Source organism: Salmonella sp. JXY0409-18 (genome assembly GCF_020268625.1).
GTDB lineage: Bacteria > Pseudomonadota > Gammaproteobacteria > Enterobacterales > Enterobacteriaceae > Salmonella > Salmonella enterica.
Genome location: NZ_CP084216.1, coordinates 3,873,763 through 3,888,762, shown reverse-complemented (window position 1 = coordinate 3,888,762; position 15,000 = coordinate 3,873,763). Strand labels below are relative to the sequence as shown.

12 protein-coding genes are annotated in these 15,000 nt (G+C 55.4%); 9 read left to right on the top strand and 3 right to left on the bottom strand.

The features are described 5' to 3' along the window. The first annotated feature begins 171 nt into the window (after nt 1-171). The 5 genes from deoC (at nt 172) to LDB27_RS18875 (ending at nt 5,299) form a co-directional block, all read left to right on the top strand. Entirely contained in the window at nt 172-951 is a 780-nt protein-coding gene (deoC, locus tag LDB27_RS18895) for a deoxyribose-phosphate aldolase (RefSeq protein ID WP_001519713.1), read from the top strand. Between the two features lie 123 nt (nt 952-1,074). Continuing rightward, nucleotides 1,075-2,397, top strand: a complete 1,323-nt coding sequence (gene deoA / locus LDB27_RS18890; RefSeq protein ID WP_000477795.1) for a thymidine phosphorylase — start codon at nt 1,075-1,077, stop codon at nt 2,395-2,397. A gap of 51 nt (nt 2,398-2,448) precedes the next feature. Beyond that, the gene (gene deoB, locus LDB27_RS18885; protein WP_000816454.1) at nt 2,449-3,672 is read left to right on the top strand and encodes a phosphopentomutase; all 1,224 of its coding nucleotides are present in this window, start codon (nt 2,449-2,451) and stop codon (nt 3,670-3,672) included. 209 nt (nt 3,673-3,881) lie between these two features. Further along, nucleotides 3,882-4,601 carry a purine-nucleoside phosphorylase gene (gene deoD / locus LDB27_RS18880; RefSeq protein WP_000224864.1) on the top strand — a complete coding sequence of 240 codons (720 nt, stop codon included), beginning with the start codon at nt 3,882-3,884 and terminating at the stop codon, nt 4,599-4,601. Between the two features lie 206 nt (nt 4,602-4,807). Then, entirely contained in the window at nt 4,808-5,299 is a 492-nt protein-coding gene (locus tag LDB27_RS18875) for an REP-associated tyrosine transposase (protein WP_000073957.1), read from the top strand. Nucleotides 5,300-5,383: 84 nt separating this feature from the next. On the opposite strand, the gene lplA is transcribed toward LDB27_RS18875, so the two are convergent. Next, complete coding sequence (gene lplA, locus LDB27_RS18870) at nt 5,384-6,400, bottom strand: lipoate--protein ligase LplA (RefSeq protein WP_000209773.1); 1,017 nt, start codon at nt 6,398-6,400, stop codon at nt 5,384-5,386. Between the two features lie 33 nt (nt 6,401-6,433). Further along, nucleotides 6,434-7,078 (bottom strand): YtjB family periplasmic protein, encoded by a 645-nt coding sequence (locus LDB27_RS18865; protein ID WP_000090067.1) that lies wholly within the window; start codon nt 7,076-7,078, stop codon nt 6,434-6,436. A gap of 116 nt (nt 7,079-7,194) precedes the next feature. On the opposite strand from LDB27_RS18865, the gene serB reads away from it, so the two are divergent. The 3 genes from serB to nadR all read left to right on the top strand — a co-directional run bounded on the left by serB (nt 7,195) and on the right by nadR (nt 11,012). Beyond that, a complete protein-coding gene (gene serB, locus LDB27_RS18860; protein WP_001132983.1) occupies nt 7,195-8,163 on the top strand; it encodes a phosphoserine phosphatase in 969 nt (322 codons plus the stop codon). A gap of 83 nt (nt 8,164-8,246) precedes the next feature. After that, nucleotides 8,247-9,629, top strand: coding sequence for a DNA repair protein RadA (gene radA, locus LDB27_RS18855; RefSeq protein ID WP_001029710.1), 1,383 nt, complete (start codon nt 8,247-8,249; stop codon nt 9,627-9,629). Nucleotides 9,630-9,779: 150 nt separating this feature from the next. Then, a complete protein-coding gene (gene nadR / locus LDB27_RS18850; RefSeq protein WP_000093829.1) occupies nt 9,780-11,012 on the top strand; it encodes a multifunctional transcriptional regulator/nicotinamide-nucleotide adenylyltransferase/ribosylnicotinamide kinase NadR in 1,233 nt (410 codons plus the stop codon). Nucleotides 11,013-11,129: 117 nt separating this feature from the next. On the opposite strand, the gene ettA is transcribed toward nadR, so the two are convergent. Then, a complete protein-coding gene (gene ettA, locus LDB27_RS18845) occupies nt 11,130-12,797 on the bottom strand; it encodes an energy-dependent translational throttle protein EttA (RefSeq protein WP_000046773.1) in 1,668 nt (555 codons plus the stop codon). Between the two features lie 208 nt (nt 12,798-13,005). Here ettA and sltY point away from each other — a divergent pair, with 208 nt between their 5' ends. Continuing rightward, the gene (gene sltY / locus LDB27_RS18840; protein ID WP_000373272.1) at nt 13,006-14,943 is read left to right on the top strand and encodes a murein transglycosylase; all 1,938 of its coding nucleotides are present in this window, start codon (nt 13,006-13,008) and stop codon (nt 14,941-14,943) included. The last annotated feature ends 57 nt before the right edge of the window (nt 14,944-15,000 follow it).

The following is a 15,000-nucleotide window of genomic DNA, read 5'->3' as shown; positions in this document are numbered from 1 at the left end:
AACAGACGGTGACGGCGGGATAATTTGATTCAGATCTCATTACAGTAATGCAAATTTGTACGTAGTTTTCATTAACTGTGATGTATATCGAAGTGTAATCGCGAGTGAATGTTAGAATATTAACAGACTCGCAAGGTGAAATTTTATACGGCAATGCCGTTGGAGAATGTCATGACTGATTTAAAAGCAAGCAGCCTGCGTGCGCTCAAACTGATGGATCTGACCACTCTGAACGATGACGACACCAATGAAAAAGTGATCGCGTTGTGTCATCAGGCAAAAACCCCGGTCGGGAATACGGCGGCGATTTGTATTTACCCGCGTTTTATCCCGATTGCGCGTAAGACTCTGAAAGAACAAGGTACGCCGGACATCCGCATTGCAACGGTGACTAACTTCCCGCATGGCAATGATGACATCGATATTGCGCTGGCGGAAACCCGTGCGGCGATCGCCTACGGCGCTGACGAAGTGGACGTGGTATTCCCGTACCGTGCGTTGATCGCCGGTAACGAGCAGGTGGGTTTTGACCTGGTAAAAGCCTGTAAAGACGCTTGTGCCGCAGCGAACGTATTGCTGAAAGTGATCATCGAAACCGGCGAGCTGAAAGAAGAGGCGCTGATTCGCAAAGCCTCTGAAATCTCCATCAAAGCCGGTGCGGATTTCATCAAAACCTCTACCGGTAAAGTGCCGGTAAACGCTACGCCGGAAAGCGCGCGCATCATGATGGAAGTGATCCGCGACATGGGCGTTTCCAAAACCGTTGGCTTCAAACCGGCGGGCGGCGTACGTACGGCGGAAGACGCGCAGAAATTCCTCGCGATTGCAGATGAACTGTTTGGCGCTGACTGGGCAGATTCTCGTCACTACCGCTTTGGCGCATCCAGCCTGCTGGCAAGCCTGCTGAAAGCGCTGGGTCACGGCGACGGTAAGAGCGCCAGCAGCTACTAAGCTCTGATTTGCCGGATGGCGCTGCGCTTATCCGGCCTACAAATCCAGGCCTGTAGGCCGGATAAGGCGTTAACCGCCATCCGGCGATGTAAGCCTTCTACTCTTTTCCCTCAGGAGGGTACCGTGTTTCTCGCACAAGAAATTATTCGTAAAAAGCGTGATGGTCATGCGTTGAGTGACGAAGAAATTCGTTTCTTTATCAATGGTATTCGTGACAATACTATCTCTGAAGGGCAGATTGCCGCCCTGGCGATGACCATCTTCTTCCACGATATGACCATGCCGGAGCGTGTTTCGCTGACCATGGCGATGCGGGATTCCGGTTCTGTCCTTGACTGGAAAAGCCTGAATCTCAATGGCCCGATTGTCGATAAGCATTCGACCGGCGGCGTAGGGGACGTGACGTCTCTGATGCTGGGGCCAATGGTAGCGGCCTGCGGCGGTTATGTACCGATGATCTCCGGTCGCGGCCTCGGACATACCGGCGGTACGCTCGATAAACTGGAAGCGATCCCGGGCTTCGACATCTTCCCGGACGACAACCGTTTCCGCGAAATTATTCAAGACGTGGGTGTGGCGATTATTGGGCAAACCAGCTCGCTTGCACCGGCGGACAAACGTTTTTACGCCACCCGCGATATTACCGCGACGGTGGACTCTATTCCGCTGATCACTGGTTCCATCCTCGCCAAGAAACTGGCCGAAGGGCTGGATGCGCTGGTAATGGACGTCAAAGTCGGCAGCGGCGCGTTTATGCCAACCTATGAACTTTCTGAAGCCCTTGCTGAAGCGATTGTCGGCGTGGCAAACGGCGCGGGAGTTCGCACTACGGCGTTGTTAACCGATATGAATCAGGTGCTGGCTTCAAGCGCCGGTAACGCGGTGGAAGTGCGTGAAGCCGTGCAGTTCCTGACCGGTGAATACCGCAATCCGCGCTTGTTTGACGTCACTATGGCGCTATGTGTGGAGATGCTGATCTCCGGCCAGCTGGCGAAAGACGACGCCGAAGCGCGTGCCAAACTGCAGGCGGTGCTGGATAACGGTAAAGCGGCAGAAGTCTTTGGTCGTATGGTGGCCGCGCAGAAAGGGCCGAGCGATTTCGTTGAGAACTACGATAAATACCTGCCGACCGCCATGTTGAGCAAAGCGGTATATGCTGATACCGAAGGGTTTATCAGCGCAATGGATACGCGTGCGCTGGGGATGGCGGTCGTCTCGATGGGCGGTGGGCGTCGTCAGGCGTCTGATACCATTGATTACAGCGTTGGCTTTACCGACATGGCCCGTCTGGGCGACAGCATCGACGGGCAGCGCCCGCTGGCGGTGATTCATGCCAAAGACGAAACCAGTTGGCAGGAAGCGGCGAAGGCCGTCAAAGCGGCAATTATCCTTGACGATAAAGCGCCAGCAAGCACACCTTCGGTCTATCGTCGAATTACTGAATAGTTGTATACTGATCTGATCAATTATTTTTGAAGCACTAAGTACGGAGAAGATATGAAACGTGCATTTATTATGGTGCTGGACTCATTCGGCATCGGCGCTACTGAAGACGCGGATCGTTTTGGCGACGTAGGTTCCGACACTCTGGGCCACATCGCAGAAGCTTGCGCCAAAGGCGAAGCTGACAATGGCCGTAAGGGCCCGTTGAATCTGCCTAACCTGACTCGTCTGGGGCTGGTGAAAGCGCATGAAGGCTCTACCGGTAAAATTGCCGCTGGCATGGACGGCAACGCGGACGTTATTGGCGCATACGCATGGGCGCACGAACTGTCCTCCGGCAAAGATACGCCGTCCGGCCACTGGGAAATCGCCGGCGTACCGGTGCTATTCGACTGGGGCTATTTCAGCGATCACGAAAACAGCTTCCCGCAGGAACTGCTGGATAAGCTGGTAAAACGCGCCAACCTGCCGGGCTATCTCGGTAACTGCCACTCTTCCGGCACCGTTATTCTGGACCAGCTCGGCGAAGAGCACATGAAAACCGGCAAGCCGATTTTCTACACCTCCGCTGACTCCGTGTTCCAGATTGCCTGCCACGAAGAGACCTTTGGCCTGGATAAACTCTACGAGCTGTGCGAAATCGCCCGTGAAGAGCTGACCGAAGGCGGCTACAACATTGGCCGCGTGATCGCGCGTCCGTTTATCGGCGACAAGGCCGGTAACTTCCAGCGTACCGGTAACCGTCACGACCTGGCCGTTGAACCGCCAGCGCCGACCGTGCTGCAGAAACTGGTCGATGAAAAACAGGGCCACGTGGTGTCCGTCGGTAAGATTGCCGACATCTACGCCAACTGCGGCATCACTAAGAAAGTGAAAGCGACCGGTCTGGACGCGCTGTTCGACGCGACCCTCAAAGAGATGAAAGAAGCGGGCGATAAGACCATCGTCTTCACTAACTTCGTCGACTTCGACTCTTCCTGGGGCCACCGTCGCGACATCGCGGGCTACGCCGCAGGTCTGGAGCTGTTTGACCGCCGTCTGCCGGAGCTGATGGAGCTGGTGGGTGAAGATGACATTCTGATCCTGACCGCTGACCACGGCTGTGACCCGAGCTGGACCGGTACTGACCATACCCGTGAGCACATTCCGGTGCTGATCTACGGTCCAAAAGTCAAACCGGGCTCTTTAGGTCACCGTGAAACCTTCGCGGATATCGGCCAGACGCTGGCGACCTACTTTGGTACATCGCCAATGGATTACGGTAAAAACATGCTGTGATACCCGTTGTCTTTCGCGCTGTAGATGCGTTGACTTCATTCGCTCACCCCGGTCACATAGTTTATCTATGCTCCCGGGGATTCACGAATTCGTCGCCTTCCTACAACGCGAAATCCTTAGGGTATTTCACTGTTTTTACAGACGTTTTGTAGGCCTGATAAGGCGTAGCCGCCATCAGGCAATAACAACAAATTTAAAGGGAACTGAAGATGGCAACTCCACATATTAATGCAGAAATGGGTGATTTCGCTGACGTCGTATTGATGCCGGGCGACCCGCTGCGCGCGAAGCACATTGCTGAGACTTTCCTCGAAGATGTTCGCGAAGTGAACAACGTTCGCGGCATGTTAGGTTTCACCGGGACTTACAAAGGCCGTAAGATCTCCGTGATGGGTCACGGTATGGGTATCCCGTCCTGCTCCATCTACACCAAAGAGCTGATCACCGATTTCGGCGTGAAGAAAATCATTCGCGTCGGCTCCTGCGGCGCTGTGCGCATGGACGTCAAACTGCGCGACGTGGTGATCGGTATGGGTGCCTGCACCGACTCCAAAGTGAACCGTATCCGTTTTAAAGATCATGACTTCGCGGCTATCGCTGACTTCGACATGGTACGTAACGCAGTTGATGCGGCAAAAGCGCTGGGCGTTGACGCGCGCGTGGGCAACCTGTTCTCTGCAGACCTGTTCTACTCTCCGGACGGCGAAATGTTCGACGTGATGGAAAAATACGGCGTACTGGGCGTAGAGATGGAAGCGGCGGGCATCTACGGCGTTGCGGCTGAGTTTGGCGCGAAAGCGCTGACTATCTGCACCGTGTCCGACCACATCCGTACCCACGAGCAGACCACTGCCGCTGAACGTCAGACGACCTTCAACGACATGATCAAAATCGCACTGGAATCCGTACTGCTGGGCGATAAAGAGTAAGATTGTGCTGTGCCCGGTGGCGCTTCGCTTACCGGGCCTACAACGGCCTGCGGTTGTTACCGGATCGACTTGTAGGCTGGATAAGGCGTAGCCGCCATCCGGCAATCTGCTGTTTATACTGCGGGCCTCATTCCCGAATTACCCTCTCCGCATTGCCTTTTGCTATTAACCCGTTACGTTTGGATTTTGTTTAAGGAATGAACAAAATGTCGAACTATCGTCGTTATTACATTAACGGTGGCACCTGGTTTTTCACGGTTAATCTGAAAAACCGGAAAAGTGATTTACTTGTCCGCCAGATTGCGGAATTACGCTCTGCTATTCGCCGAGTGAAAAATACGAAGCCTTTTCAAATTGATGCTTTTGTCGTGTTGCCTGAGCATCTGCATTGCATCTGGACGCTTCCTGAGAACGATTGTGACTTTTCATCTCGCTGGCGGGAGCTTAAAAAGTTATTTACCAAATCGATAATGCGCCATGACGTGTGGCAGCCACGATTCTGGGAGCACGCGATTCGCGACGAAAAGGATTTTCGCCGACATGCCGATTACCTCTACTTCAACCCCGTGAAGCACGGTTGGGTAAGGCGGGTGCAGGACTGGCCGTTTTCGACCTTTCATCGTGATGTTCGCAATGGCGTTTACCCGGTTTATTGGGCGGGGGAGGTGAGGGATCTTGACGCTGGTGAGTGGCGGTAATGCCGGATGGCGCGTTGCTTATCCGGCCTACAGAAAGCACTCATTTGTAGGCCGGATAAGGCGTAGCTGCCATCCGGCAATTCTTTAACGCACGGCCCCTGCGACCCAACTCGCCAGTTCCCGCAACTCACTCTCCTGTTCCGGAAACGTCGCTATCAGCGCTTCGCACGTTTCCTGTAGTTTATCCGCGCGGTACAAACACCCTTGCAGTCGCCCCGCCAGCGCTTCCAGCGGTGCCGGGTTCAGGCTATCGGTAAACACCTGCGCACGGGTGATATGACCTTTCTCGACGTCAAAATGCAGCTCGACGCCGCCCCAGGTGAAGCGTTCGTCCAGCAGATGGCTGAACGCCGGTGCCTGGCCGAAATTCCACTCCCAACTGCTCTGGCGCGCAAAGGTTTCGGCAAAATTCGGCAGATCCGGCGTTTTATCCGGTGAAATCACTTCCGCGTCGACACGTTCGCCGTAATGAGCGAAAAAGGCTTCCGTGACCGCCTGGCAGACCTGTTGATGGGTGATACCCGGTAATAGCTTGGTAAGATTAGCCACGCGGGAGCGAACGGAGGTAATCCCTTTCGCCGCAAGTTTCTTTTTATCGGGATTCAGATAGTTCGCCAGACGGCTGAGGTCGGCGTTCAATAGCAGCGTACCGTGATGGAAACCGCGATCTTTGGTTTCGCGATAGGCTGAACCGGAGACTTTGCGATCGCCGTCCGGCGTTTTTACGACCAGATCGTTGCGTCCCGAAGCATCGGCCATGACCCCCAGTGAATTCAGCGCCGCGAGCACAATATGGGTGGAGATGGTTTTATCGTATTCCGGTTTACCGGCCATAAAGGTAAAACAGGTATTACCGAGGTCATGGAATACCGCGCCGCCGCCGCTGCTACGGCGGGCCAGACGGACGTTATCTTCTTCCATACGCCGCGTATTACACTCTTTCCACGGGTTTTGCGCGCGTCCAATGACCACCGTATCCGCGTTGCGCCACAGGAACAGCACGCGCTGGGTGGCGGGCATCTGGCGGAAAATGCACTCCTCGACCGCCAGGTTAAACCAGGGATCGTAAGAGTCAGAAATAAGCAGGCGTAATGTAGTCATGGTGGTTTTCCTTACCTTTATTAAGCCGTCATTTTACTCTTTTTCCTCACGCTCTTCCTCTTCCGGAACAGGCTTGCTGGCCGTTAACAGGAAGGGGGACTGCTGCCAGCGGGTGCGTTTACCTTGTAGCAAGGTGCGCGTCAGCACCACGCCTATCGCCAGCGAGAGTAGCAGCATCAGGCGTAGAATGTTGGTGGTGTTATCGACCTGCTTTGCTTCGGTGGCCAGCGTGTGGGTATCCAGCGTCAGACGCAGGTAGCCCAATGGGCCGTTTTTGCCCTGGATAGGCTCGACAATTTGTTGGTTAAAATAGCTGCCCGCTTTTTTGCCATCCAGCGCCAGCCTGTCGCGCACGTTGACGCTTTCGCCAGCGCGAGTAATAAGATCGCCCTGTTCATCATAGACGCCGGCATCCAGAATACGGCTCTCTTGCGTGAGCTGACGCAGCACGGCATTGATGCGATTTTCATCCGGTGTTTCGCTGCGCATCAGCGGGGCGATGTTGAGCGTCACCTGGCGCGCCAGCGTGCGGGCCAGCTCTTCCAGCTGCGGATTGCGCTGTCGCTGGTGGTTTTGACTAAACCAGGACGCGCCCTGCATAAGCGCGACGAGCAGTGTGAGACAGAACAATACAATGACTGCACGATGCAGCCGAAATTTCAGTTTTGCGCGAGCCATATTCCACCTGCTGAAAATTTGAGGCTTAATGTTGCCAGAAGCGATGGTTACAAGGTAGCCTCATGCGTTATTTTCCGCGGGGCGGTTACCGGCCTGAACGATTTACAGGAGCTTTAATGCCTAACATTACCTGGTGCGATCTGCCTGAAGATGTCTCTTTATGGCCTGGTTTGCCTCTTTCTTTAAGCGGCGACGAGGTGATGCCTCTGGATTACCATGCAGGCCGCAGCGGTTGGCTGCTGTATGGGCGCGGGCTGGATAAGCAGCGTTTAACTCAATATCAGACCAAACTGGGCGCCGCAATGGTGATTGTCGCCGCCTGGTGCGTGGAGGATTATCAGGTCATTCGTCTGGCGGGGTCGCTGACGCCGCGTGCGACGCGGCTGGCGCATGAGGCGCAGCTGGATGTCGCGCCGCTGGGTAAAATTCCGCATCTGCGCACGCCGGGGCTGCTGGTGATGGATATGGATTCCACGGCGATCCAAATTGAGTGTATCGATGAAATCGCGAAGCTGGCCGGTACCGGTGAGAAGGTGGCTGAAGTGACGGAGCGCGCGATGCGCGGCGAGCTTGATTTTACCGCCAGCCTGCGTAGCCGCGTGGCGACGCTGAAAGGCGCGGATGCCGATATTTTGCGCCAGGTGCGCGGGAATCTGCCGCTAATGCCAGGATTAACGCAGTTGGTGCTAAAACTGGAAGCGCTTGGCTGGAAAATCGCTATCGCCTCCGGCGGCTTCACTTTCTTCGCCGACTATCTGCGTGACCAGCTACGTCTGACGGCGGCGGTCGCCAATGAGCTGGAGATCATGGACGGTAAATTTACCGGTCACGTTATCGGCGATATTGTGGATGCTGAGTATAAAGCCAATACCTTGCTTCGTCTGGCGCAAGAGCATGATATCCCGCTGGCGCAGACGGTGGCGATTGGCGACGGCGCTAACGATCTGCCAATGATCAAAGCGGCAGGGTTAGGTATTGCCTTCCATGCCAAGCCAAAAGTAAACGAAAAGACGGAGATTACGATCCGCCACGCTGACCTGATGGGCGTGTTTTGCATTCTCTCCGGCAGCATGAACCAGAAATGATTAACCTGCCCAATGGCAAGGCGACCGTAGGCCGGATAAGCGTCAGCGCCATCCGGCAACAGCGTTAACGAAAGAGGTAAAACGTGGCAAAAGCTCCAAAACGCGCCTTTGTTTGTAATGAATGTGGTGCCGATTACCCGCGCTGGCAGGGGCAATGCAGCGCCTGCCATGCCTGGAACACCATTACCGAGGTGCGCCTTGCCGCATCGCCGACGGTGGCGCGTAACGAACGTCTGAGCGGATACGCCGGCAGTGCGGGCGTATCAAAAGTGCAGAAACTGTCTGACATCAGTCTTGAGGAACTGCCGCGCTTTTCTACCGGTTTTAAAGAGTTTGACCGCGTGCTGGGCGGCGGGGTGGTACCCGGCAGCGCCATTTTGATTGGCGGTAACCCCGGCGCGGGCAAATCAACGTTGCTGCTGCAAACGCTGTGCAAGCTTGCCGAGCAGATGAAAACGCTGTACGTCACCGGCGAAGAGTCGCTACAGCAGGTGGCGATGCGCGCGCATCGGCTTGGCCTGCCGACGGCGAATCTGAATATGCTGTCGGAAACCAGCATCGAACAAATTTGCCTGATTGCCGAAGAAGAACAGCCGAAACTGATGGTGATCGACTCCATACAGGTGATGCATATGGCGGACATCCAGTCGTCGCCGGGCAGTGTCGCTCAGGTCCGCGAAACGGCAGCCTACCTGACGCGCTTCGCCAAAACGCGCGGCGTGGCGATCGTGATGGTCGGCCACGTCACCAAAGACGGGTCGCTGGCGGGGCCGAAAGTGCTGGAACACTGTATCGATTGCTCAGTATTGCTCGACGGCGACGCCGATTCTCGTTTCCGCACGCTGCGCAGCCACAAAAACCGCTTTGGCGCAGTCAATGAGCTGGGCGTCTTCGCCATGACCGAACAGGGGTTGCGCGAAGTGAGCAATCCGTCCGCCATCTTTTTAAGCCGTGGCGATGAGGTCACTTCCGGCAGTTCAGTGATGGTCGTCTGGGAAGGTACGCGACCGTTGCTGGTGGAGATTCAGGCGCTGGTCGATCACTCGATGATGGCGAACCCCAGGCGCGTGGCGGTCGGTCTGGAACAAAACCGTCTGGCAATCCTGCTGGCGGTGCTGCACCGACACGGCGGTCTGCAAATGTCGGATCAGGACGTCTTCGTCAACGTGGTCGGCGGCGTGAAAGTCACCGAAACCAGCGCGGATCTGGCTTTACTGCTGGCGATGGTCTCCAGCCTGCGTGACAGGCCGTTGCCGCAGGATCTGGTGGTGTTTGGCGAAGTGGGGCTGGCAGGCGAGATTCGTCCGGTGCCGAGCGGGCAGGAGCGTATTTCCGAGGCGGCGAAACACGGTTTTCGTCGGGCGATTGTGCCTGCCGCCAACGTACCGAAAAAGCCGCCGGAAGGAATGCAGGTGTTCGGTGTTAAAAAGCTCGCAGATGCGTTAAGCGTGTTTGACGACTTATAATTCGCTGTATGCAGCGATGTTGTATAATTTGCCGGATGGCGATGCAATGCGTCTTATCCGGCCTACGGATTGATACGGATTGATGTTGTAGGCCTGATAAGCGAAGCGCCATCAGGCAGTGTTATGCGATTTTTCCAGCAGGAGGCTCTTGTGTCATCGTTCGACTATCTCAAAACCGCGATTAAGCAGCAAGGTTGCACTCTGCAACAGGTGGCTGACGCCAGCGGTATGACCAAGGGGTATCTGAGTCAGTTACTTAACGCCAAAATCAAAAGCCCCAGCGCGCAAAAACTGGAGGCGCTACACCGTTTTCTCGGGCTGGAGTTTCCCCGCCGACAGAAAAACATTGGCGTGGTGTTCGGTAAATTTTATCCATTGCATACCGGACACATCTACTTGATCCAGCGGGCCTGTAGCCAGGTGGATGAGCTGCACATCATTATGGGATATGACGATACGCGCGACCGCGGGCTGTTTGAGGATAGCGCCATGTCGCAGCAGCCCACCGTGTCGGATCGCCTGCGCTGGTTATTGCAAACCTTCAAATACCAAAAAAATATTCGCATCCACGCCTTTAATGAAGAGGGGATGGAGCCTTATCCGCATGGCTGGGACGTCTGGAGCAACGGCATTAAAGCGTTTATGGCAGAGAAGGGAATACAGCCGAGCTGGATCTACACTTCCGAAGAGGCTGATGCGCCGCAGTATCTTGAGCATTTAGGGATTGAGACGGTGCTGGTCGATCCTGAACGCACGTTTATGAATATCAGCGGGGCGCAAATCCGCGAAAATCCGTTTCGTTACTGGGAATATATTCCTACCGAAGTGAAGCCGTTTTTCGTGCGTACCGTCGCTATACTGGGCGGGGAATCAAGCGGCAAGTCTACGCTGGTCAATAAGCTCGCCAATATTTTTAATACCACCAGCGCCTGGGAATATGGCCGCGACTATGTCTTTTCGCATCTGGGCGGCGATGAGATGGCGTTACAGTATTCCGATTACGATAAAATCGCGCTGGGTCATGCACAATATATTGATTTTGCAGTGAAATATGCGAATAAAGTGGCGTTTATCGATACCGATTTCGTCACCACCCAGGCATTTTGCAAAAAATACGAAGGGCGCGAGCATCCCTTTGTCCAAGCGCTGATCGACGAGTATCGCTTCGACCTGGTGATTTTGCTGGAGAATAATACGCCGTGGGTAGCTGACGGACTGCGAAGTCTGGGCAGTTCAGTGGATCGCAAAGCGTTCCAGAACCTGCTGGTCGAGATGCTGAAAGAGAACAACATTGAGTTCGTTCACGTTAAAGAGGCTGATTACGATGGCCGCTTTTTGCGCTGTGTGGAACTGGTGAAAGAGATGATGGGCGAGCAGGGATAAGAACCAATGCCTGATGCGACGCTTACCGCGTCTTATCAGGCCTACAGTTTCACAACGTACTGGAATCGCTGGGTTTGTAGGCCGGGTAAGCGCAAGCGCCACCCGGCATTCAGACATTTATTTGGCAATACGCTTGTACTTGATACGCTTCGGCTCCAGCGCCTCGGCGCCCAGCGTGCGTTTCTTGTACTCTTCGTATTCGGTAAAGTTACCTTCGAAGAATTCCACCTTACCTTCATCCTGATAATCCAGAATGTGGGTGGCGATACGGTCAAGGAACCAACGGTCGTGCGAGATAACCATCGCGCAGCCAGGGAACTCCAGCAGGGCGTTTTCCAGCGCGCGCAGGGTTTCGATATCCAGGTCGTTCGTCGGTTCGTCGAGCAGCAGGACGTTGCCGCCCACCTGCAGCAGCTTCGCCAGGTGCAAACGACCGCGCTCACCGCCGGACAGTTCGCCAACGCGTTTGCCCTGATCGACGCCTTTGAAGTTGAAGCGGCCTACATAGGCGCGGCTTGGCATTTCAGTGTTGCCGATCTTCATGATATCCAGCCCGCCGGACACTTCTTCCCAGACGGTTTTGCTGTTGTCCATCGCGTCGCGGAACTGATCGACCGAGGCCAGCTTGACGGTTTCACCCAGCGTAATGGTGCCGCTATCAGGCTGCTCCTGACCGGACATCATGCGGAACAGGGTCGATTTACCCGCGCCGTTTGGCCCGATGATCCCGACGATAGCGCCTTTCGGCACCGAGAAGCTCAGGTCATCGATCAGTACGCGGTCGCCGTAGGATTTACGCAGGTTGCTGACTTCAATGACTTTGTCGCCCAGACGCGGTCCTGGTGGAATAAACAGTTCGTTGGTTTCGTTACGTTTCTGATACTCAACGCTGTTCAGTTCTTCAAAGCGAGCCAGACGCGCCTTACCTTTCGACTGACGGCCTTTCGCGCCCTGACGCACCCACTCCAGCTCTTTCTCAATGGATTTACGGCGAGCTGCTTCCTGAGACGCTTCCTGCGCCAGACGCTGATCTTTCTGCTCCAGCCAGGAGGAGTAGTTGCCTTCCCACGGAATACCTTCGCCGCGGTCAAGTTCCAGAATCCAACCGGCGACGTTATCGAGGAAGTAACGGTCGTGGGTAATCGCCACGACCGTGCCTTCGAAGTCGTGCAGGAAACGTTCCAGCCATGCAACAGATTCGGCATCCAGGTGGTTGGTGGGTTCGTCGAGCAGCAGCATATCCGGCTTTTCCAGCAACAGACGGCACAGCGCCACGCGACGGCGCTCGCCGCCGGACAGTTTTTCGACTTTGGCATCCCAGTCCGGCAGACGCAGGGCGTCAGCTGCGCGCTCAAGCTGCACGTTCAGGTTATGACCGTCGTGCGCCTGGATAATCTCTTCAAGCCGGCCTTGCTCTGCGGCCAGCTTGTCGAAGTCGGCATCCGGATCGGCGTACAGCGCGTACACTTCATCCAGACGTTTGAGGGCGTTAACCACTTCCGAAACGGCCTCTTCAATCGACTCGCGTACCGTGTGTTCCGGGTTTAGCTGAGGTTCCTGCGGCAGGTAGCCAATCTTAATGCCGGGCTGCGGGCGCGCTTCGCCCTCGATATCTTTATCGAGACCCGCCATGATGCGCAGCAGGGTAGACTTACCGGCGCCGTTAAGGCCCAGCACGCCGATTTTGGCGCCAGGGAAGAAGCTCAGCGAGATGTTTTTCAGAATATGACGTTTCGGCGGAACCACTTTGCCGACACGATGCATGGTATAAACGAATTGAGCCACGTTGGACTTCGCCTCTATGTTTATCGTGATGGTGAATAGATGTCAAAGGCGAAGTGTAGCCTTTTTCCCTGCCTAAGCCCAGCCAGCAGATCGCACTCGCAATAAAAGTAAAAAAGTGTCCGTAACGTGGCGCAAATGGCTATGACTGGTTAGCATAAATTCATTACGCGGCATGATGCTGCATTGGATAACAATTGAGGAAGTGCTTGTGGATAGAGCCAAACCATTTGTCTGGCGTCTCGTCGCCGCCAGCGTATGCCTGCTGACCTTTTGTCACCTCGCGCGGGCCGACTCACTGGAAGAGCAGCGTAACCGCTATGCGCAGATTAAGCAGGCCTGGGACAACCGCCAGATGGATGTGGTAGAGCAGATGATGCCGGGTTTGAAAGATTATCCGCTCTACCCGTATCTGGAATACCGTAAGATCACCGACGATTTGATGAACCAACCGGCGATTGCCGTCACGCAGTTTGTGCGCGCCAATCCAACGCTTCCGCCTGCGCGTACGCTGCAATCGCGCTTCGTCAATGAGCTGGCGCGTCGTGAAGACTGGCGCGGCTTGCTGGCGTTTAGCCCGGAGAAACCCGGCACCACGGAAGCGCAATGTAACTATTACTACGCGAAATGGAGTACCGGGCAAACGGAGGCGGCCTGGCAGGGCGCGAAAGACCTTTGGCTGACCGGCAAAAGCCAGCCGAATGCCTGCGATAAACTGTTCAGCGTCTGGCGGGCCTCCGGCAAGCAAGACCCGCTGGCGTACCTGGAACGTATTCGGCTGGCGATGAAAGCCGGGAATACGGGGCTGGTTACGGTGCTGGCCGGACAGATGCCGGCGGAATATCAAACGATCGCCTCAGCGATCATTACCCTGGCTAATGACCCTAATAACGTATTGACCTTCGCACGCACCACCGGCGCCACCGATTTTACCCGCCAGATGGCGGAAGTCGCGTTTGCCAGCGTCGCCCGCCAGGACGCGGAAAATGCGCGTCTGATGATCCCCTCGCTGGTACAGGCGCAGAAACTTAATGAGGAACAAACGCAGGCGCTGCGCGATATCGTTGCCTGGCGACTGATGGGCAACGATGTGACCGATGCGCAGGCGAAATGGCGCGATGACGCGATTATGCGCTCGCAATCGACGTCGCTTATCGAGCGGCGCGTGCGTATGGCGCTGGGGATGGGCGATCGTCGCGGTCTCAATACCTGGCTTGCCCGACTGCCGATGGAGGCGAAAGAGAAAGACGAGTGGCGTTACTGGCAGGCGGATTTATTGCTGGAGCGCGGTCGTGACGCCGAAGCGAAAGAGATCCTTCATGCTTTAATGCAGAAGCGCGGTTTTTATCCGATGGTCGCGGCGCAGCGTTTAGGCGAAGAGTACACGCTTAAAATCGATAAAGCGCCCGCCAACGTAAACAGCGCGTTGACGCAGGGGCCGGAGATGGCGCGTGTACGGGAGCTGATGTACTGGAACCTGGATAACACGGCGCGCAGCGAATGGGCGAATCTGGTAAAAAGCCGTAGTAAATCTGAACAGGCGCAGCTGGCGCGCTATGCGTTTAACCAGCACTGGTGGGATCTGAGCGTACAGGCGACGATCGCCGGAAAACTGTGGGATCATCTGGAGGAGCGTTTTCCGCTGGCGTATAACGATCTTTTTACCCGCTATACCCGCGGAAAAGATATCTCACAAAGCTATGCCATGGCGATTGCCCGCCAGGAGAGCGCCTGGAACCCGAAAGTAAAATCGCCGGTAGGGGCCAGCGGCTTAATGCAGATTATGCCGGGAACGGCCACCCATACGGTGAAAATGTTTTCGATTCCGGACTACCGCGGCCCCGGCCAACTGCTGGAGCCGGAGACCAACATCAACATTGGCACCAGCTATTTGCAGTATGTCTATCAGCAGTTTGGTAATAACCGTATTTTCGCCTCGGCGGCGTATAACGCTGGGCCGGGGCGCGTGCGCACCTGGCTTGGCAATAGCGCCGGGCGTATCGATGCCGTAGCGTTTGTCGAAAGCATTCCCTTTTCGGAAACGCGCGGCTACGTGAAAAACGTTCTGGCCTATGACGCTTACTATCGCCACTTTATGGGGCAGAAAGAGGCCTTAATGAGCGACTCTGAGTGGCAGCGGCGGTATTAATGCAGACGGGTTATGTTATCATTTGTACTCGTGTAACAGTACAAACGGCGGTATAAC